This window comes from Vibrio sp. VB16 (genome assembly GCF_015594925.2).
Classification (GTDB): Bacteria; Pseudomonadota; Gammaproteobacteria; order Enterobacterales; family Vibrionaceae; genus Vibrio.
Genome location: NZ_CP087590.1, coordinates 2072265 through 2092455 on the forward strand (window position 1 = coordinate 2072265; position 20191 = coordinate 2092455).

General features: G+C 42.6%; 20 protein-coding genes and 1 pseudogene. 9 read left to right on the forward strand and 12 right to left on the reverse strand.

Annotated features, from left to right (window positions below):
• Window positions 1-3 precede the first annotated feature (3 nt).
• From IUZ65_RS09415 to IUZ65_RS09425, 3 genes are read left to right on the forward strand one after another with little or no spacing between them, the layout of a single operon-like run.
• Window positions 4-1257, forward strand: a complete 1254-nt coding sequence (locus tag IUZ65_RS09415; protein ID WP_195703488.1) for an ABC transporter permease — start codon at window positions 4-6, stop codon at window positions 1255-1257.
• Window positions 1258-1286: 29 nt separating this feature from the next.
• Window positions 1287-3032, forward strand: coding sequence for a dipeptide ABC transporter ATP-binding protein (locus tag IUZ65_RS09420; RefSeq protein WP_195703489.1), 1746 nt, complete (start codon window positions 1287-1289; stop codon window positions 3030-3032).
• A gap of 9 nt (window positions 3033-3041) precedes the next feature.
• Entirely contained in the window at window positions 3042-3944 is a 903-nt protein-coding gene (locus tag IUZ65_RS09425; protein ID WP_195703490.1) for a LysR family transcriptional regulator, read from the forward strand.
• 99 nt (window positions 3945-4043) lie between these two features.
• Here the strand turns inward: IUZ65_RS09425 and IUZ65_RS09430 are convergent, their stop codons facing one another.
• The 3 genes from IUZ65_RS09430 to IUZ65_RS09440 all read right to left on the reverse strand — a co-directional run bounded on the left by IUZ65_RS09430 (window position 4044) and on the right by IUZ65_RS09440 (window position 7675).
• On the reverse strand, window positions 4044-5060 hold the full coding sequence (locus tag IUZ65_RS09430; protein ID WP_195703491.1) for a LacI family DNA-binding transcriptional regulator: 1017 nt from the start codon (window positions 5058-5060) through the stop codon (window positions 4044-4046).
• A gap of 221 nt (window positions 5061-5281) precedes the next feature.
• Entirely contained in the window at window positions 5282-6295 is a 1014-nt protein-coding gene (locus tag IUZ65_RS09435; RefSeq protein WP_195703492.1) for a nuclear transport factor 2 family protein, read from the reverse strand.
• Between the two features lie 84 nt (window positions 6296-6379).
• Window positions 6380-7675, reverse strand: a complete 1296-nt coding sequence (locus IUZ65_RS09440; RefSeq protein ID WP_195703493.1) for an MFS transporter — start codon at window positions 7673-7675, stop codon at window positions 6380-6382.
• A gap of 334 nt (window positions 7676-8009) precedes the next feature.
• Here IUZ65_RS09440 and IUZ65_RS09445 point away from each other — a divergent pair, with 334 nt between their 5' ends.
• Entirely contained in the window at window positions 8010-9566 is a 1557-nt protein-coding gene (locus IUZ65_RS09445; protein ID WP_195703494.1) for a sodium:solute symporter family transporter, read from the forward strand.
• Between the two features lie 135 nt (window positions 9567-9701).
• Window positions 9702-9863 (forward strand): annotated as a pseudogene (locus IUZ65_RS09450) (L-serine ammonia-lyase); the annotation flags it as partial.
• A gap of 184 nt (window positions 9864-10047) precedes the next feature.
• Here IUZ65_RS09450 and IUZ65_RS09455 read toward each other — a convergent pair.
• From IUZ65_RS09455 to IUZ65_RS09465, 3 genes are all read right to left on the reverse strand, one after another.
• Complete coding sequence (locus tag IUZ65_RS09455; protein WP_195703496.1) at window positions 10048-10437, reverse strand: VOC family protein; 390 nt, start codon at window positions 10435-10437, stop codon at window positions 10048-10050.
• A gap of 114 nt (window positions 10438-10551) precedes the next feature.
• The gene (locus tag IUZ65_RS09460) at window positions 10552-11076 is read right to left on the reverse strand and encodes a phosphoribosyltransferase (RefSeq protein WP_195703497.1); all 525 of its coding nucleotides are present in this window, start codon (window positions 11074-11076) and stop codon (window positions 10552-10554) included.
• 8 nt (window positions 11077-11084) lie between these two features.
• A complete protein-coding gene (locus IUZ65_RS09465) occupies window positions 11085-12260 on the reverse strand; it encodes an MFS transporter (RefSeq protein WP_195703498.1) in 1176 nt (391 codons plus the stop codon).
• A 95-nt stretch (window positions 12261-12355) separates the two neighbouring features.
• On the opposite strand from IUZ65_RS09465, the gene IUZ65_RS09470 reads away from it, so the two are divergent.
• Window positions 12356-13237 (forward strand): LysR family transcriptional regulator, encoded by an 882-nt coding sequence (locus IUZ65_RS09470; RefSeq protein ID WP_195703499.1) that lies wholly within the window; start codon window positions 12356-12358, stop codon window positions 13235-13237.
• Between the two features lie 153 nt (window positions 13238-13390).
• Entirely contained in the window at window positions 13391-14317 is a 927-nt protein-coding gene (locus IUZ65_RS09475; RefSeq protein WP_195703500.1) for a hypothetical protein, read from the forward strand.
• Between the two features lie 53 nt (window positions 14318-14370).
• Here IUZ65_RS09475 and IUZ65_RS09480 read toward each other — a convergent pair whose 3' ends face one another.
• From IUZ65_RS09480 to IUZ65_RS09490, 3 genes are all read right to left on the reverse strand, one after another.
• Complete coding sequence (locus IUZ65_RS09480) at window positions 14371-14709, reverse strand: DUF805 domain-containing protein (protein ID WP_195703501.1); 339 nt, start codon at window positions 14707-14709, stop codon at window positions 14371-14373.
• Between the two features lie 156 nt (window positions 14710-14865).
• The gene (locus tag IUZ65_RS09485; protein ID WP_195703502.1) at window positions 14866-15459 is read right to left on the reverse strand and encodes an NADPH-dependent FMN reductase; all 594 of its coding nucleotides are present in this window, start codon (window positions 15457-15459) and stop codon (window positions 14866-14868) included.
• The gene (locus tag IUZ65_RS09490) at window positions 15456-16433 is read right to left on the reverse strand and encodes an EamA family transporter (protein ID WP_195703503.1); all 978 of its coding nucleotides are present in this window, start codon (window positions 16431-16433) and stop codon (window positions 15456-15458) included. Before IUZ65_RS09490 ends, IUZ65_RS09485 begins: the two co-directional genes overlap by 4 nt.
• Before the next feature lie 125 nt (window positions 16434-16558).
• Between IUZ65_RS09490 and IUZ65_RS09495 the strand changes: the two genes are divergently transcribed.
• Window positions 16559-17041, forward strand: coding sequence for a MarR family winged helix-turn-helix transcriptional regulator (locus IUZ65_RS09495; RefSeq protein ID WP_195703504.1), 483 nt, complete (start codon window positions 16559-16561; stop codon window positions 17039-17041).
• Between the two features lie 73 nt (window positions 17042-17114).
• Window positions 17115-17534: a DUF1772 domain-containing protein gene (locus tag IUZ65_RS09500; RefSeq protein ID WP_195703505.1), complete on the forward strand. Its 420-nt coding sequence runs from the start codon at window positions 17115-17117 to the stop codon at window positions 17532-17534.
• Window positions 17535-17611: 77 nt separating this feature from the next.
• Here IUZ65_RS09500 and IUZ65_RS09505 read toward each other — a convergent pair whose 3' ends face one another.
• From IUZ65_RS09505 to IUZ65_RS09515, 3 genes are read right to left on the reverse strand one after another with little or no spacing between them, the layout of a single operon-like run.
• Window positions 17612-18367: an ETEC_3214 domain-containing protein gene (locus tag IUZ65_RS09505; RefSeq protein WP_229638143.1), complete on the reverse strand. Its 756-nt coding sequence runs from the start codon at window positions 18365-18367 to the stop codon at window positions 17612-17614.
• A 43-nt stretch (window positions 18368-18410) separates the two neighbouring features.
• Entirely contained in the window at window positions 18411-18593 is a 183-nt protein-coding gene (locus IUZ65_RS09510; protein WP_195703506.1) for a hypothetical protein, read from the reverse strand.
• Window positions 18594-18635: 42 nt separating this feature from the next.
• On the reverse strand, window positions 18636-20105 hold the full coding sequence (locus IUZ65_RS09515; protein ID WP_195703507.1) for a transglycosylase SLT domain-containing protein: 1470 nt from the start codon (window positions 20103-20105) through the stop codon (window positions 18636-18638).
• Window positions 20106-20191: the final 86 nt, after the last annotated feature.

The window sequence follows — 20191 nt, forward strand, 5'->3', positions numbered from 1 at the left end:
CCGATGATTCGTATATTAACAAGACCATTTACAGCGATACTCCGTCGTAAGAAAAAAAAGACGCAGGCAGATGACGCCTATTACACCGCAGGACAAATGGCGCTGATAAAAGCCCGCTTTAAAAGTAAAACCAGTGGCGTTGTTGCGGCTTGGATCTTATTTTCACTCGTAATGCTTGGCTTTTTTGCCCCGTTTTTCGCACCCAATGACCCGACGATTCGTGGCGCGAACGTAGAGTACCGCCGGGGCGCCCCACAGGTTATCTATTTTTGGGACGAAAATGGCTTCTCATTGAGGCCGTTTACCTACCGATACCACAAAGAGAAAGCCACACTTGATCTCTCTTCTCTGGGTGGCGATCTGGCCGCATTAGACGCACTCACCTCTGGCGATGCCCTTACTTCTTCAAGTCAGAACAAGTTCATTACCGACCCCGATCAGCGTCGCTATCTTCAATTTTTTTTCAAAGGCTGGGAATACCAACTGATAGATTTCACCCTGCTAGGCTATGAGTTTAACCTCAAATGGGATAGGCACTTTTTCGGTGTTGAGCAAGGGCAGATACACCTATTAGGGACCGACGAAGATGGAAAAGACGTACTGAGCCGAACCCTTCACGCTATCTGGGTTACCATCAGTATTGCCATTGTCGCTCTTATCGTAAAACTGTTGGTGTCGCTGCTTGTTGGGGGAGTCAGTGGATACTTTGGCGGCAAGGTGGATGCGGTGATGATGAGCATCACCGAGGCGGTTCGGGTCATCCCGTCTATCCCTATTTACCTTGCCTGTGCCGTTGCCCTTTCCGAACTAGAACTCGATGCCACTCAGCGTTATTTTGCTATCGCTGTCGTGATAGGTGCATTGGATTTTGCAACCTTAGGTCGTCGCCTTCGCACCCATATTTTGACCGAGCGCAACCAAGACTACGTGCTCGCCGCACAGCTTTGTGGTTCCAGCACGTGGCGTATTATATGGCGTCATTTGGTGCCGAGTTTTTCTAGCTACATTATCGTCGATACCCTGATCAACTTCCCATATGTGATTTTGGCAGAAACCAGTTTAAGTTTTCTCGGCTTAGGTCTCACTGAACCCGTGAACAGCCTAGGGGTGTTACTACAGAAAGCGCAAGATCCAGACATACAACAAAACATGATGTGGCAGTTTTATCCTGTGGTGCTTTTTGTTGCATTAATCATGGCTTTTGTATTTGTTGGCGACGCGCTTCGAGACTCTGCCGACCCATATTCTGAAAAATAATAGACAGTACAGTTAACGGAGAAAATAACATGACTAATTTAATCAGTAGCAAAAAACGCCTACTTGAGATTCGAGACCTGACTGTCGATTTTCGAACCGATGAAGGTTTAGTAAGAGCCGTAGATCGAATCAACCTGAAAGTAGACCAAGGCGAAATAATGGGACTGGTCGGCGAAAGTGGCTCTGGTAAATCAGTCAGTGCAAAAAGTATTATGCGCCTAATGCCAAGCAACGCCATTATCCAACAGCCAAGCCGTATTCAGCTAAACCATGAGGGCAAAGATACCAATGTATTGGCACTTCAGGGGCGAGATTTGAGACTAGTGCGAGGCAACGCTGTTTCGATGATTTTCCAAGAGCCCATGGCAAGTTTCGCCCCTGCCATTCGTATCAGCGATCAAATAATACAAACCATGCAGATCCATTTAGGCTACGACAAAGCCCTTGCGCGCAAAAAGGGAATAGAGCTTTTTGAACGCGTTGGCATTACCGACCCCGAGACACGTTTCGACCAATACGTATTTGAACTATCTGGCGGTATGCGTCAACGCGCCATGATCGCGATGGCACTCTCAACGAAACCAAAACTGCTCATCGCTGACGAACCTACTACTGCATTAGATGTCACTATTCAGGCACAGGTACTGGACTTGATGCTAGAGCTTCGTGAGCAATACGGTATGGCGATGTTGTTTATCACCCATGACCTCGGTGTTGTATCTAAAATTGCCGACAATGTCACTGTGATGCGCAAAGGTAAAGTGGTCGAAGAAGGGGGCGCGGACGATGTTTTATTCTCCCCCAAACATGCTTATACAAAACGACTGCTTGATGCACTTCCACACTTAAATGACCTGCCTTTGCCTCCAAAAACCAAACCAGATCCTTTGGTCAGCATTAAAGACTTATCCATCTCTTATACAATGTCAGGAAGCACCCGAAAAACCGAGCAGTTTGTTGCGGTCAAAAACATCTCTCTCGATCTACCGCAAGGGCAGATAATTGGATTGGTAGGCGAAAGTGGCTCAGGAAAAACATCCTTGGGCAAGGCGTTACTCGGTGCATCCCCCATCAGCAGTGGAACGGTTAAATACCACAACACAGAGAAACCAATAGAATTTGGTTCTACCAAAAAATATAAGCGCAGCCGGTTGGCTAAAGTGGCACAGATAGTATTTCAGGACCCCTACAGTTCTCTTAACCCCAGAATGACGGTACGAGACATCATTGCAGAACCACTCGAAGCCATGAAATTGACACGAAATAGAGAAGAAACCGACCAGCGAGTAATAGAAATAGCCAAACTTTGTCATATCGATGTATCCCATCTACGCCGCTTTCCACACGCTTTTTCTGGTGGTCAAAGGCAACGCATCAGTATCGCACGGGCATTGGTATGCAAACCCAAGTTCATTGTTGCAGATGAGTCTGTCGCCGCTTTAGATGTCTCTATCCAAGCTGAAATCCTCAATTTACTGAAAGAATTGCGAGAAGAATTAGGGATTACTATCCTATTTATTTCACACGATCTAAGTGTTATTGCCAATCTGTGTGACTGGGTCTGTGTTATGAAAAGGGGTGAGTTAGTAGAGCAAGGTACGGTGCGAGAGATATTCCTTGCCCCCCAGCGGGACTACACTCAGAAGCTGATCGCGTCGATACCACTCTTGGAACAGAGAAAAGAGAAAAACCAGTTGGAAGTGGTTAGATTGGGTAAATCCTCCAACAAGACACCCGTAATGAGCCAATCCATTGCGATGAAGTGCGCAATCTAAGAGGTTTTGATGGATTACTCTCTTTCCGAGATCCGGGCGTATAACGCCATCATAAAATGCGGTAACTTTAGCCGTGCGGCTGAAAAACTTAACGTCAGCCAACCCGCCGTTACCGCCCAAATCCGAAAGCTAGAAAGTCGTTTTGAGTATCCTTTGCTCGAACGATTTAGCAAAGGGGTGAGCCCCACAGAATTGGGCAAGCGGCTTTACCACCTCTCTTGTCAATACGAAGACCTCGACAAGGCCATCGATGTATTAGCCAACCCAGATAAACACCTTGGAAACGTGACCTTGAAGGTTGCCACGGCTTCTACGCTTGTCTTTATGCCGCTGATCGCGCAATTTCGTCAGCGCTTTCCTGATGTTACATTAAAGCTCATTTCCGCGCCGACCGCAGAGTGTTGTGACCTATTGCTCAAACGAGAGGTCGATATCGCATTGTGCCCCATGCGTGACGATTTAAACGGGGTATCCAAACTTCCTTTTCATACCCATTCTCTCGTCGCTATTATTCCCCTCGCCCATCCTCTTGCACAGTGTTCAGAAGTTTCATTTGAACAACTCTCGCGCGAGTCACTCATCTACTCCCGTCCGTTTACCTGTACTCAAAGTGTGGTTGACGATTACTTCAACCACCTCAACTTGCAACCCAATACATCGATAGTAATGGATAATCGTCAGGAGATTTGTGAAGCAGTCGCTTACAACCTAGGGATAGGTTTTGTCTTGGAAAATGATATACATTCCGATCCGCGATTTTGTATCAGGCCGATTAAAGAGGTAGACAATGCGGTAGAAGAGCACGTCTCCTGGCTAAAAAACCGAAGTGTGTTACCCGGTATTAAAGACTTTGTACAGCAAGCATTAGAGTTGCGATGTCACTCTGATGGTTCCTTGTCATTTACGCCCTAAAGGGACAAGTTAACCGTCATCGAAGCGACTAACATAGCACTATAATCGCAAAGCTAATGGGTACACAAGGACAGCACTATTGCCAAGCCAAAGCAGCCTTTATTGTTGCCTAGGTCTTAAAGACTTCCTTTCTATCAGTTCAACGGGAATCATTAACTTTACGAGGGTATCGTCCTGTTCTTGTATCTGGTTAACGACGATTTTTACCGTTTCTCGAGCAAGTCGCTTGTAATCTTGCTTAAATGAAGTGAGTTGATAACTCATCCAATCGGCCTGTGAGATGTTGTCAAAACCAATGACTTGAAGTTCATTCGGAATCGATATGTCTAGCTCATATTTAGCTAAGTCCATCAATGAGATTGCAATAATATCGGTTGCACAAAATACGGCATCTGGCGCATTTTGTTGACCTAACATGTGTTTAATTTGATTCTGCGCCAAATTGTAATCGTAATTCGACTCAACGTAGACAGGTTCTATCCCAAGCAGTTCTCGCGTCGCATCAGAAAAACCCGCTAAACGTTCAGCGTTGGTGACTGTAGGAATTTCACCCGTGATATAGGCCAACCTTTTTGCTCCGCGCTCAATAAACTCACTTGCTGCTTTATATCCAGCCGCGTAGTTATCACTAATGGCATAACTACACTTCGTTCCTTCTTCCACTCGAGCAAATTGAACAATAGGTATATTAAAGTTCTGACACTCTTCGTATATTGCAGTATTGAACTGGGCTGACGCGGCGATAACACCATCTACTTTGTACTGAAAGATATTGGGTATTGTGCGGTGCTTCCTATCATCACGTTCCCATGGGATTAACACCGCTGAATAACCGTTCCTTTGGAGTTCGGCACTGATCAGTTGCAATGTCTCCATATGGATTGGGTAATCTGTGTCTGGAAAAACTAAACCGATTAATTTGGATTCTTTCGTCGTCAAGCTTCGGGCAAAAGCGTTTGGGCGATAGTTCAACGATTTTGCTGCATCCAATACTTTTATCCGTGTTTTTTCAGACGTTGAACTGCCATCAATGAATACACGAGACACGGTAGACTGAGAAACCCCTGCCAACTTTGCCACATCTTTAGACGTCACACTTATGTTCTTATCTGCCATTTCACAATTACCATCATAATTCCAGTACATGCTGATTGTAACAGAATTATCTACTACGTAGTCATTCGATTCGATTCTAAGTATCTTATATTTTTCACTGAGTTAGAGTTTCAATAGGTTGTCTTTTGAAGTCAATTCACAACCTTATAATCCATTTAAATTAAAAACGCCCTCAACTATAAGGGCGTTTTTATACATTATCAGAGCAAAATAGCTTAGATTTAAAGTTCGGGATTCATGATTTGTTGCGTGCGCTCAAAAACATCCACACCCTGTTGTTTTAACCAATATGGTATATCGATTAATACCCAATTTTCAGATAATTTATCGCCTTTACGGTAATAAACATCAACAACTTGCATGTCTGCACGGATCTCACCGCCAGGTAGACCAAGAAAACCACCAATTGGAGTATTAGACAAATTAGGCCAACCAAAGAAACATGCGAAATTACCTTCAGCGAAACGACATACATGACCATTAAACTTCTTATCAGTCAGATTATTCCGAAATGGGAGTTGATGTTGTTGCTGATAACGAGGGATAGTATAAGACGCGCCGATACCGCAAGGGCCATACCAAATCATATCTTTAGACCAGCTTTTCTCCAGTACTTCAGGAGGGCAACCCATTGCACCGCTATCATTTAAGGAACTGAGGTCATCTACCATTTTGTTGACTAACGCTAAAGTTGTTACACCCTCTTTTTCATCTGCATCATCAAACAATAATCCGTTATGGTCTCGAGGACCAGGGTAAACAAAATGACGACCAGTGGACGGAGGAAGTGGATAACAGCCAGCTTGGTCCATCACACCAAGAAGGTCCATAAACATGCCTGTTTTCGTAATTTTTCCGTTCTCTACACAGGTAAACTCAGCATAGCGGATGTTCATCATTTTACCTGTTGGTCGAATGCCAAGCCATTCAGCATCGAAAAGCCCCATGAAGTGACCCATGCTCATCACCCATTGCTCGCCACTAATTTCATTAGTACCGCCAATAAATATATCTTGTCGCCTTTGCATACGATTCATCGATTTTAAGATTGGCGTCCAAAAAGAGTCCGCTACTGCGTCGGCTCCTTTTTGCTCACGAAATGGATATACTCCGCGCCATAGGTAGTCGTCACTAACGTGGTCTTTTAGCACTGATGCGACTGACTCTGACGTGGCATTTTCCATCGCATTAAAATAGTCACGGACGATGCGCTTGGTTTCTTGATATTTACTCATTGGACAATCCTGTTATTGTTATTCTTTATACCGTTTACTGAGCGAAGTCTTCTTCGCCCAGTAAACGAATAGCATTAATTAGGTTTAGTGATTAGTCGCTGGCTCGTTTAAACCTTTCTTTTTGTAAAAGATACCGCCTTTCAGTGTTTCTGGAAGTGAGAACCAAACTAGTCCAGCAATAACCCATACAATTGGTGACCCCCACATGGCCGTCGTTAAATCGGTGCGATCTTTGATGAATACCAACACCATTGGCGCCCACATTCCGATAATACGACCACCATGAAATAGTGCAGCACCGAAGCTACGAAGATGAGCGGGGAACAGTTCAGAGAAGTACCCGCCCCATACCGCACTTGAAGAAAGACCAAAGTTATAGATAAGACCCAATAATGCGAGAAGATTCACGCTACCAATGAATACATCACTCGGTGCGACGAAAAAGATGGCTGCCATGGCACCCGCTATAACAAAACCAAAGGCATTGACCTTTCGCCCATATTTATCAGCAATAACACCCCAAACCCAAGCTCCGAACAGACTACCAAATGCAGAAATTGAGAATATAATACCTATTGTTGCGCCATCAAACATACGCACTTCTTTTAGGTAAGTCGTAACGAAACCACCGAAGAATTGGTAGCCATAAAAGTTTAGGCCAGCGAGTAATAAACAAGATAAGGTTATCTTACGATGGGTACTGTTAAACATCTCAGCCCAAGAACCTTTCTTCGCAGGCGCGTCTTTAGTACCTTGTTGGTCTTCTTCACCATAGGCGATGACCTTCTTGTCTGATGGAAGTACAAATACCATCACACCCGCAGCAACAAGCGGCGGTATACCACCAATCCACATAATGCTTTCCCAAGGAGCATCAATACTGGTAATAAATGCTGCATACGCACCCATCACCATCAATGCCAATGAAAACATACTTGATGCAAAAGCAGTCAGTTTTCCACGAACACTTGGCTCAAACAAACCAATCATTGTCGATACGGCTACTGTGAAGTAACCCCCAAGTGAGATACCGATGATGAAACGCATTAACGCCCAAGTCGTGTAATCAGTGAACATCATATTAATAATGGTAGCGCCACCGTTTAGTGCTGTGATTGCGATAAGAGTGGGTTTTTTACCAATATTTGATGCTACCCAAGCACAGCTGAATGCACCAATTAGCGCACCAACCGATTGCCACGTATAGAATTGTGCAGTGTCAGCCAAGGTAATGCCATCATACGCTTCTACAATATATGGCCGAACATAATCTACAATTACAAAATTGTAGCAGTAGAAAAAATAGCCCACTAAAATAGCTAAGTAAGCGAGTATTCTTTGTATCAATGGTACTTCGTTCATGTGTATTTTGGCGGTCATGAGCGACTTATCCTCTGTCTGAAGTTTAATAAATGTGTATCTCTTGAGTTAGGTGAGTTGTCACCGCTCATCCAGTGGGTGAATATTACACACTTCTTAACCTTATAAACCGTGACATACATCGACTTTAAAATGACTACGCACCCAACGGATCAATTTATGTGACAACGATCTACCTTTTCTAACAATCTCTCGAATTACCGTAAAAGTCGTAAGATTTTATATAAAAAACGCTGGATGATGACTAGTAATTCATCGTAATTTCTATAATGATAGGAATAACAAGTAACATGATACTTAATATATTCGTAATAGTGATAGGTTAAATACAAAAATGGTTACGTACTCAAGCTTTGCGATTATGGCTCTTTATGCCATTTCAACACTAATGATCAGTTACTTAGTTAACCGACATAGTGCAACCAAAGGCGATTTTTCCACAGGGAACCGTCAGTTTGGATGGTTTACAGCTGGCGTGTCCATATTGGCGACCTATATCAGTACGATGACTTTTCTTGGCCAACCAGGTTGGGTTTATACCAGCGGTATGCAAGCGTTCGCTATACATCTAAATTATCCCATCGTTATCTTTTTTGCCGTTGTGTTTTTTATTCCGGTTTTCTATAAATTAGGGCTAACCTCGATCTACGAATACCTAGAACATAGGTTCGGTATCGTTGCGCGGACGATAAATTCGCTCGTGTTTATCTTGGTGCAATGTATTTCTGCGGGTGTCATCTTATATGCCGTTTCATTAATCTTGGTTCAAATCCTCCCCATATCCGTACAAGAAGCCATCGTTTATATCACGCTGTTTACTGCCATTTATACGTATTCTGGCGGGATTTCTACTGTCATTTGGACCGATATGCTGCAATCTGCGGTCCTTCTAATTGGCTGCATATCCATTTTTGTTATTCTTCTGCTCAACTTACAAGACGGAACGACTGTACAACAAGTCTCCGCTATAACGGAGAAAGCCAATATTATTAACTTAGACTTTGATCTAGGTGTTGATACTAGCCTTTGGTCGGGTGTCGTTGCGGTCGCTTTTTTACATCTTAGTGTCTATGGCACCAACCAACTGATTATTCAAAGAACATTGGCAACCAAAGACGTAAAAAATGCACAAAAATCTATGCTTCTTTGTGGCTATGGCGCGTTTTTTATCTACCTATTTTTTAGCATAATCGGTGTACTTCTCTATCTTTACTATCAAGGGAAACCGTTTGAGAACAGCAACAATATCATTTTGGATTTCGTGTTTAACCATACCAACCCAATTGTTATTGGATTAATCATGTCAGCGCTTGCCGCTGCCGCCATGTCGACGCTCGATTCAACCTATAATTCCATCGCAACTGTCGCAACTTTCGATATATATAAGCGTTTTGTACGAAAAAATGCGCACGTTGATCATTATGAAAAAACAGCAAGAAGACTAAGCCTCGTCACTGCCGCGGTCGTCGTTATTCCTGCTCTCTTCGCTATATCGAATGAATCGGTACTCAAAACGATAGCCAGCCTTACTTCTGTGTTTGTTGGGATTCGTTTGGGGTCATTTGTGTTGGGGCTTGGTTTTGCTAAAGCAAACGAAAAAGGCGTTATCGTCGGTAGCGTTCTCAGTATTATTGCCATTGCGATTTGCCGAACAGGCGACATATCGTGGCCTTGGTATGCTCCAATAGGAACCACAGTCTTTCTGATTTCTGGATTACTCACCAGTCGTTACTGGGGAACCAATACTCCAGAGCAAATGGCGTTTATCGAAACACAAAAAAGCCTATACCAGAAGCCAACAAAGAGTCAGTTTATGCTGCTAATCTTCGCAGCTTTCACTATCAGTACTTGCTTTTACATCCCTGATTGGCTGTTAGCCGCGTTATCTTAAATAAGTAATTCTATGCTATCTATCTTTGACATCTATAAAATTGGCAACGGGTTTATTGCAACAGAAGATGAGCTTAATAATGAACCCCTTAGCCAAGATGATTCCGTTGAGTTCCCTTTTCAATCAGCCTAACAACTTCTTAATAAAGCGGACAACATTTGGCGAGTGATGCTTCAGTGCGTATCAAAAGGACTCAATACTGAAGGTATTTTAGACAGCGGATTGAACGTTACACGCCGAGCACCTGCGTTGCTAAAAACATTGGAATCCAATCATGCACTGACTAGTGACCCGATTGGTGGATTGGCCGCTATTCATTTTGGCCCACCCTGTGAATAATTAAAACTATGTTTATTTTATGCGTATAACCAATATCTACTGTAGCAGTCGTCACTCGTTCTTTTTCTCTTACATGCTCAAAATCGGGCCGTCTTGCTACGAATAGAAAAAGAGAGGAATCAAGTAATAGCCACGGTTGGAATTACGCCATTAATTCCAACCGATTGCCTTCTGGATCCAACACAACACTCACATAATAATCATTGTCCGTTCTACAGGGGCCATCTAATAACTCATATCCATCGGACACGAGTTTCTCTGTTAGGTCGTTGACCTGTTTTTCGGAGCCTAATGAAAAAGCCAAATGGGCCAACCCGATAAACTGCGTATACACGTCTGATATTGGAAGTTCTACCGAGTCCATTGCCATTAGTTCAATGCGAATACCATCTGGAAGCGTCAGAAAATAGGAAGCAAACCCAACATTTTTGTCCTCATATTTCTTATCGCACTTGGTGTCAAAAAAGTACTCGTAAAAATACCGCATTTTTTCCAAATCAAGGCACCAAATGGCTACGTGATCAATCTTCATTTTCATTATCCTTCTCATCTTCCCATTTAAAAAGCCTCAAAAGCGACGACATAAACAGATGGGCTTCAAGTTCAATTCTATTTTTAACGATATTTTGTAAGGTGTTATGCTTGTTTACTTAACGAGTTTTGACACATATGGAAGGTTCCTCAGTCGATCTTTCCACGGTAAGCCGTACCCAACCAATAGGTCATCATTCTGCATCTCATAGGCATAATATTGTTCTACCGGAATGTTCACGCGACCAGGTTTGACAAACAGAGTCGCGATTAACAGTGAGTTCAACTCAAACTGGTCATTAAGGTAATGCGCTATTCGCTTCATTGTTCCACCAGATTCAATCGCGTCGTCGACAAGAATGACGTTTCTTCCATTCAGTTCAATGTTTTGGTGAAACACAATCTCAGAATCGTTGTTTCTATCCCCCGGAGTATGGGGGCAAGAGATATAGTCCATACGGATATCAAAGGTTAATTCTCTCACCAGATCCGCCGTAAAAAGTATACCACCCGGTACAACGGTGATAACAACCGCGCATTGCCCCTCAAACTTTTTATTGAGCCTTTGTGCTACCTGAGTAACGCCGTTTTTAATCTGAGTGGTATCGAGAACCATCTCGCCTACGTGTGCATTATTCATTGTTATCCTTACCCTATTCTTATTTCTTGTTTTGATTCGTGTACATCATTACTCTTCAATAAATGAGACGTTAGCAGCGTATAAATAGGAAGAGACACCAACAGATAAAGGGCACTTTTTAATGACGTTTGATGAGCGATTAAACCAATAATTACGGGCCCGCATAACATACCTCCGTAAGCGAAGGTCGCAACAAATGCGATTGCTGTACCCGATTTTTCAGGGCTGACTGAAGCGGCTTTAGAAAAAACCAATGGCACGATGACTGAATAGCCTATACCCAAAAATGCAAAACCAATCAGGGCAAAAAGCGGGGAATCGACCACGATAATTAGCATTGCACCTAATAAACTAAATAGTGAACAGCCCCTCACGGTATTGACCACGCCAACTTTCTCGATGACAAGATGACCACTCAGTCTCGAAAGCACCATCAACATTGAGAAGGTTGCATACGCCCAGCCGGTAAAACTCATGTCAGCACCGAACTCTTGTCGCATAATTACTGCGCTCCAATCCGCGATGGCGCCTTCACCAAGTGCGCAACAAAAAGCAATGAGACCGACAGCAGAAAGGAAAATGAAAGGCAGTTTTACCGTGCCTTGTTGATTCATTGAGTCTCGTTGAGGCTGCGTAATAACTGATGGTTTACCAAGTAATACAAATAAAGGAATGAAGAACAAACTCACGACAACAAAGTGAACCAGAGTGTCAATTTCCGCCCAAACAAAGAAGACGGAACTCGCCGCCCCTAACCCTGCACCCAAGCTGAACATCGCGTGAAAAAAAGGCATGAGTTTTTTGTTCGACATTGATTCGGTTTTTGCCGCCCAGCTATTCATAGCAACGTCCATTGCACCATGCAAAAAACCGAAGAAGAAAAGAGAGATCGTTAATGATTGAAGGCTAGAGCTCAGTGCCAGACCGACAAATGGGATTGGGTATAGCAGGTAGATACATTTTGATAGGGACTGTACACCGAGTTTATCGGTCAAACGACCCGCTAATGGAAACGAGACCACCGCACCAAAAGCGAGAACAAGTAATAACATCGACAATGTTTTTTCATCCAGTTCGAAAGCCTGTTTAAAAAAAGGGATCTTAGCTGCCCATGTTCCAAACAGACACCCGTTAAATATAAACAACAGGGATACGGCGTATGAATTTGTTCTTACAGGAGACATCAGCAATCCAGATTGACTTTCGATAGATTATATATTGCCTTATTTGGGCTATATAAATAAAATAGATTAATTCTATCTATATATCGAATTTTTCAATGCTTAGACATCTCGCTAACCATCTACCCTATTTTTCTTCCGTCGCGAAGCACCTTAGTTTTTCCAATGCTGCGATAGAATTAGCCGTGTCTCAATCGTCTATAAGTTATCAGATCAAGTGTTTAGAGGAGAAACTCGGATTTAAGCTCTTCATTCGAGGTCAGGGAAGCAAGGTAGAGCTGACCTCTAAGGGCGATAAACTCTTTCAAGAATACGTTGTTCTAGAGCGGAATTTTAATCAGGTGGTCTCAGACACCAAGCTAAATAAAAATCGAACCAAGTTAGAGATGACAGCACCTGTGGATTTAGGTGTGAAGCTGCTTACGCCCACGCTGTCTCAACTTGAAATGGATAAATTGATCATCAACCTAGATCTTACCGACAGCGTGGTAGACTTTAAGAAGAGTAAGTTCGACTTCGCCATCAGAATTAATACTGACGAAAGCGGTTTGGAGTATTTACCTCTGATGGAAGCGAAAAACCTCTTGTTATGTAGTAAGCGGTACGCGCTAGAAAATCAGCTTTCACAGTTTGACCAAATCAACGAACACCACCGTTTGATAGTGAGGAATTCGGAAAAAAGTAACACGTGGGAAAAGCTCTTTCTACAACATGGTAGAAGCTATCATAAGCATAAGAATATGCAGGTAATCAACAACAGTTTTGCCATCTATCAAGCGATCATTGCGGATACTGGTGTTGGTATTCTGCCAGAATATTTCGTTGACCAAACCAACTACCAAGACCTATACGTCTTCAAAGAAAATCTGAACGAAACGCCCTTTTATTTGGCCTATCAACCTTCATATGTCGCCAAGAAGTGGGCTTTATTAATTAAAGAAAACATTATCAAGGCGTTAGAGCAACAACACGTAGCTTAGGTTTGATATGCGTGATCCCTTGTTTTCTAATACCTGATATTATATTTCTGATGTCATATTTTGCATGACACTATGTTGCAAAATTCGCTCTGTGCAAAACTATTCACTACGCTATAGTCTTTGCCACGAGCACTACATCACTTAATAAGACTTATGAATCATATAAAAACCACTATCGCTATCACATCCATGGCATTGACCCTTTCAGCCCCGACTTTTGCTGAAGAGCAGCTTTCAATGAAAGATGCCGCTAAAAAATCTGCGAATCCCGTTTCTGATGTATGGATGATGATTACGCAAAACGACTATACCTTTCTTGAAAAAGAAGATGGTCACCATGAGATGCAAAATCGACTCAGTTTCCAACCTGTCATGCCTGTCCCTATTATGGATGGTGAATGGAACCTAGTGAACCGTTTGGTTGCCAATCACTACAGTTCACCCGGTGATCGAACATCTAGCTCGATGAATGCCGATGACTTGTTCTTTAATGATAGAACCACGGGCATGGGCGACACCGTATTCTTCTCACTTGCTGCGCCTAACCGCGATGATGGCTGGATTTGGGGTGTTGGCCCAACGGTTATCATGCCAACGGGTACCGATGGTTTAACTCAAGATAAGTGGCAGGTAGGTCCGGCAGCATTGGTGGCTCGTCTCGGTAAAGATATTGGTAACCCGACGAGTATAGACAGCTGGAACGTTGGGTTTTTAGCCCAGCATTGGTGGGACGTGAGCGGTAGCGATGATGTTGTAGAGTCTACAAGCCAATCTGATATCCAGTACTTTGTTAACTACCGTATGAATAACACGTCATTGATTGGTATGACACCTAACATCCAGATTGACTGGGAAAGAGAAGGCTCTGATAGATTCACTGTCCCGGTTGGCCTCGGTTACATTGGCATGTTCAAGGTAGGGCAAATGCCGGTTCGTTGGGGTGTTGAGCTTCAATATTATGTAATAAAACCCGATGCGGACAGTGACGACCAGTTTGGCCAATCCGGTTATACACCTTATACACCAGATTGGAACTTCAAGGTCTTCTTCGCACCAATCGCCATGAACCCATTCAAGTAATTTCTGGTAAAAAGACAAAAATGGCCACTATTAGGTGATAGTGGCCATTTTTATTACTTCGGGCTAGACCCGTATTGATTACTACCTTGAGTTCCTTCTGTCGCTGCGAAATATATCAGTACCAGCACACCAACAACCGGAATGAGCACCAACAATAACCACCAACCTGATTTATCAACATCATGTAATCTTCTTACCCCTACAGCCAAGGAAGGGACAAATACGGCTAGGCTATAAATTAGCCCTAGGAATACCGTACCTAGTACGCCATCTACCACCTGAAATGCGATGCTAATGAGTATATTGACTAGAAAGAACATCCAATATTCTTTGCGTCTCGCTCTTCCCTCAAAAACGGCATAATTTTTTAAGACCGACAGATACCAGTTCATTCTATTCTCCTAACCAATTTATAATTATTGAAGCGACGACTACCGTTGCAATCCTGTTCTATTTGATCTCTATAATCAATAGCACATCTCAAAAATTATACCAGCTAGTATTTCAATAAATTACAGCCAGTTGATAGGGTTACAAGGCTTAATTAATCACATCCCGTAGCGAAATGGTTTGCCAGCATCAAGCATCGATTTATGAACCGGCTGTAGAGCCTGAGCGTACGCCGCAAGCAAACCGATGGTATATTGGCTTCGTTCTGCTATATGCTCATTTTTACAGATAAATTCCTTATCCAATAACGTTTCTATATCACGAAAAATTAAGTGATCTGGAAGCAGACAAACGTGATTGTTTTTGCTCGCGGTCATTCTCAGTTCACTGATCGGGTAGACCCCGTTGACGCTTGCGGAAACACTGACCGCAAGTGCCGGCTTATGGGCCAGTTCATTGTCTGTGGTTAGTAAAAGAAAGTTTTTCAATGCCGGTGTCGCCATTCCATGCCACTCTGGTGTGATAAACACAAAGGCGTCTGACGACTCAAGCTCTTTCGCCATTTCACGCCACGGTGCCCATTCATCAGTACCGCCCCACACACCTTCATTCCAAAATGGCAGGTTCTGTTCATGCAGATCAAACACCTTGATCTGGTCGAAATGAGGTTGAGCAACAGAACTTAAATAGTGTGCCACGTTAAGACTTTGTGATTGAGCGCGTTGGCTTCCCGCAATGATGGTCAGTTTCATGATGATTCCTTTTGAGCGTTATTTATTGTCGTGGTTTGGTTATTCGTAATTGGTCTATTGATAGTAATAGGGTGATTGTTAGTAATAAGATGATTGTTAGTAATAGGATGATTGATAGCGGCCCTTGGAGCCGCTAACCAAATAGAGATTAAAATGCCGACAGCACCTAGCAACTGTAACGATGTTAATGACTGTTCCAGAACAACGTAGCCAAGAACGACCGCTGAAACGCTGCTTAAAAAGCCGAGAAAAGAGACCGTAATAGTGGGCAACTTGTCTATTCCGTAAAACCATAACGAATAGGCCAGCATTGCCCCTATAACACTTAAATAGCCATAACCGAGTACATTATTCAGGCTGATTTCGTTCGGTGGCCCTTCCAGCCAGATCGCCATAGGTAGCAACATCAACCCACCAAATAGCAACTGCCATCCAGTGAAATTTAATAGCGACATTCCATCCGGCCTGCCCCAGCGTTTCGTCATCACCACTCCAGAGGCCATGCTAACTGTGCCCAAAAGTCCCATCACTATCCCACTTGCGCTTAACTCTGCTTGATTATTAAGAACCAATAGAACGACGCTAACGATGGCGACTAGGCTCGCGAGAGCTTGCTTAAGGCTTAATGCGTTATTAAGCAAAACGTAACTCAGTGCCATAACTATGATTGGTTGGACCGACATCACTAAAGCTGCCATTCCACCCGGCAGATAAGTAGCGGCAAAAAATAAGCAGTAAAAGAAAAAGCCGATATTAAGAAAGCCAAGAACGATGAGTCGCCCCCACCATTGTCCTGTAGGTAACATTCGGGTTAGCAGCACTAGCACCAAACCCGCAGGTAGGGCTCTTAATGTTGAAGCGACAAGCGGGCTATTCTCCGGCAGCAACTCGGTAGTTACAATATAGGTGCTTCCCCAAATGATGGGTGCAATCGCTGTAAGCGCCATCGTCCCTAACAATTGAATCCTTTTCATACTCTTTCCTCGGTAGATAATCTTTATAGAAAGTGTCTTTAGTAAAAGATACTTTCTATAAAGTAATAGATATTTTTCTTTTATTCAAGTATCTTTTTGAAAAGTTATTTTATCAGGAGTTATTTATGCAGGATCAAGTTGACCACATTTTGCAACAATGGCGCGACGCTAAACCGGATCTAGATTGCTCTTCAATGGGGATTGTTGGTCGTTTACGTCGAGTAAACAGGTGCTGGAAGCAACAGTTGGACGACGTCTTCGAGCAGAAAAAAATGACAAGCATCGAATTTGATATTCTTGCAACGCTGCGTCGCAACCAGATACCACTTACCCCGACCGAGCTTTATCAAACATTGATGATATCGTCCGGAGCCATGAGCACTCGTATTGAAATACTGGTTCAGCGTGGCTTGATAGAAAGAATCGCCAGTGAGAAAGATCGCCGAAGCTGCAAAGTAAAACTGACGGCTCAAGGCGTGACCGAACTTGATATCGCTTTGGAAGCGCATCTCGCGAATATGGGTGGGATGATTGACGTTCTTGATAGCGATGAACAAAAACAGCTCGCTGGATTATTAAAAAAAGTATTACTGCATAAGGTCTGTTGACCTTTAGCCGAACTTTATTACCAAACCTGTACTTTTAAGGAGCATCATTATCATATTAGAATTAATTGCGGTTGTGGCTACAGGCCTTTTAGCGGGTGGATTATTAACCGAAGCTCGCATACTCGTACCTTATTGGCGACAAATGCCGACAGAAGATTTTTTGAAACTTCACCATACAATGGCACCGAGCCTCTACCGCTACTTTGCTCCATTAACGGTGATGGGAACCATTTCCCCTATCCTTGCATGCATTTTTGTATCAGCCCCAAACAGGGTCGTTGAGTCTGCGTGGCTCATTAGTGCAGTGAGTGCATTACTATTATTAGGCTTTTATCTGTTCTTTTTTCGCAGTGCCAATAACACATTCTCGAAGACAACCGATGTCGAGGTTGCAAAACCTATATTAGAAAAATGGGCATCTATGCACACCATTAGAACGTGGATTGCATGCGTCAGTTTTTTATCAGCGATACTTGCCAGCATTATGGCTTAAGGCAGCGTATTTAGATATTTGCCCTTTTTAACTAGACCTTCTCGTAAGATGCCTTGACTGAACACTTGTTATGTTATCTATATTTTATGAATAAGCTTGTATTCTGAGATAGATAGAACGGCCTCTTCCAGTGAGGCCAAGCCTAGTGTCGTGTATCCAAAAAAATTAGGCGTCATATTTTCACGAAATGATTCAACCGATTCGACCAATTTATCCTCGAACATCTGCGCATCAACAACATCAGATAACAATTTTTTTTCATTGCTAGCCATTGGTGACAAAAATTCAGAGAACCCACTCACTGAAGAATAAAGAAATCCGAATTGACCACCATTATTTTCTTCAATGTAATAGTTGCCGGTCCTCGCAAAAGAGGCCCGGACTTCATTGATACTTTCTATTGTGCTAAATGATTGTTTAAACAAATCCTCTTCACCAGCGTGCTCTACCGTATCAGGTTCATAGCCTTGAGAAGGAAAAACTAAGTAGGCAACGATAGCGTCATCACTAGTAATAGCTGACAGCAAATAATTATCATCCAAGTAGTATTTGATTATTTCATCAGAACTGGAGCGTTTGATATACACTGGCGCACCATAGTTCTCATCCAAAACAGAGGCTGAGGCTCGAATGTAAATTTTTGACAGCTTATTTCTCGAGGGTATATCGGTGAGTTGAGAGAGTGAAATGTTATATATTTTCTCTAAAGCCTCCATGGTGTCATTAAAACTACCAAGTGCAAGAGAGACAAGGGAAACTAAGCCTATGGTTCGGGTCCATTTATCCTTCACAATATTGCGCAAAGGCGATGCGATCGGCGGCGTGCTGTTCAGTTGCGGCTCATCAGCCGATTTAACTGCATTATAATCTGTCACTTTAGCTCCTTATTTCTTTTAATTTTTCTATCAGAACATCAGATCCATCTTCAGCTTGTGTCTGGATTGATTCCACCACATCCGAACCCAAAATATCTTCTATTTGGTCGCTATAATTCATACCAAGAAAAAGACCAATCCCAATTCCAAAAACCAAAATTATTAATGCTAAAATTTTAAACATAGTTATCTATTCACTCAGTCAGTCAGTCAGTCAGTCAGTCAATTATTTATATAAGGCAATTCTACCGTTCACCTTCTTAAGGTAATTTTTAGTTTCATCGTAAGGCAGATTATTGATTAGATGGTTGTAAACCTCATCCGAGCTCATCTTATTGATGATCTTCGCCGCTTTATTGACGCTAGTCGATCTATTGGTATTAAATGCTTTAGCCACATTACCAGCACCGGTGTTGTATGCCGATATAACACAGTACAAACGGCTTTTCTCATCTTTAATACTACGTAAATATCTAGAATTAAGAATGTTGAGATAAGCGGCTCCTGTTTCAACATTTATCTCTGGTACATACAGATCTTTCGCCCTCATTGGAGAATCTATATTCCTAACTTGCTTATTGACATCATGCCCCGCGCTTGAAGGGACAATTTGCATTAAACCAAATGCTGGAATATGTGATTTTGCCTCCGGTCTAAAACTCGATTCACTATGCATAATTGCCATCACTAATGCGGGGTCAACTTTCCACGCCTCACCCTCTTTTTCAGCTAATGACGTGAACTTTTTCGCCCTTTTCTTCAGACTATTCTCTGGTAGCTTTACTTTATAGCTCACTATTTTTTTCTTCGCTGTCGTACGTTTCTCTATTGGCACAATCGGCTTAGTTAGCTCAGTAGTTGGTACTGCATCTGGAACGACAGCGATCTGTTTAATGGGTTCAACACTTGGTATTTCGTCTGGAACGGCGACGGTCTGTTTAGCAGGTTCAGAATTTACTTTGGGTACCTCTACCGAATTGTTCAGCTCACTAGCGGAGACTCCGTGGAGCAACCTCATCTCGTTATAAAGTTGAGTCAATTTCTCTACGCGAACTTTCGCTTGATTCAGTAATGCCAATTTCTGTTTGTGAGCTCGTTCATAGATAAAACTATCCGGTATTCCTATCGCCGAACGAATCAATCGTTCCGCTCTCACGTCTAGGTCATTCATTTGAGCTTTGGTTTGACTTACAATAAACGCGCGCTCTTTTTTCTCATTTTCAGTCGAATATGTAATTGTTTTTACGACAGGTTTATCTACTTCAACACGTAAAATATTCCCATCAATTTCAATGTCTTTAGAGTCAAGTAAGTCTTTCGCATCAGCACTATTGTCATCCGCATTAACCAATACCGATACAACTGCTGTATTACTTTCATAGTCTACTTGCGTGCGTACTGTATTGTTTTTAGAGTAATCGACTCGGGTTGATTGACCAGATATGGCACCTTCACCCCATTGACTGATCAGATCAGCCTTTTGTTCGTCTATTTGAAGGGTGTATTCATCTCTCCATGCTTCATACTCATCTAAGTACTTATTAAGATATTGATGAAACTCTTGGTATATTTCTTTTTTTGGCTGCTGAAGTTTTTTTGTTTCTTGATCTAGTTGAGAAAACCCATCAGTGCTCGCCCCTACATTAATGCAAAGTATTACTGAAAGGATCGCTAAAGTGATAGTTGTTTTTTTCATGTGATGCCTTTATCTTCCCTAGCGTCATAATCCACTGACGTTATGATAAAAAGGCTACCGAGGTAGCCTTATAATTAAAACACTCT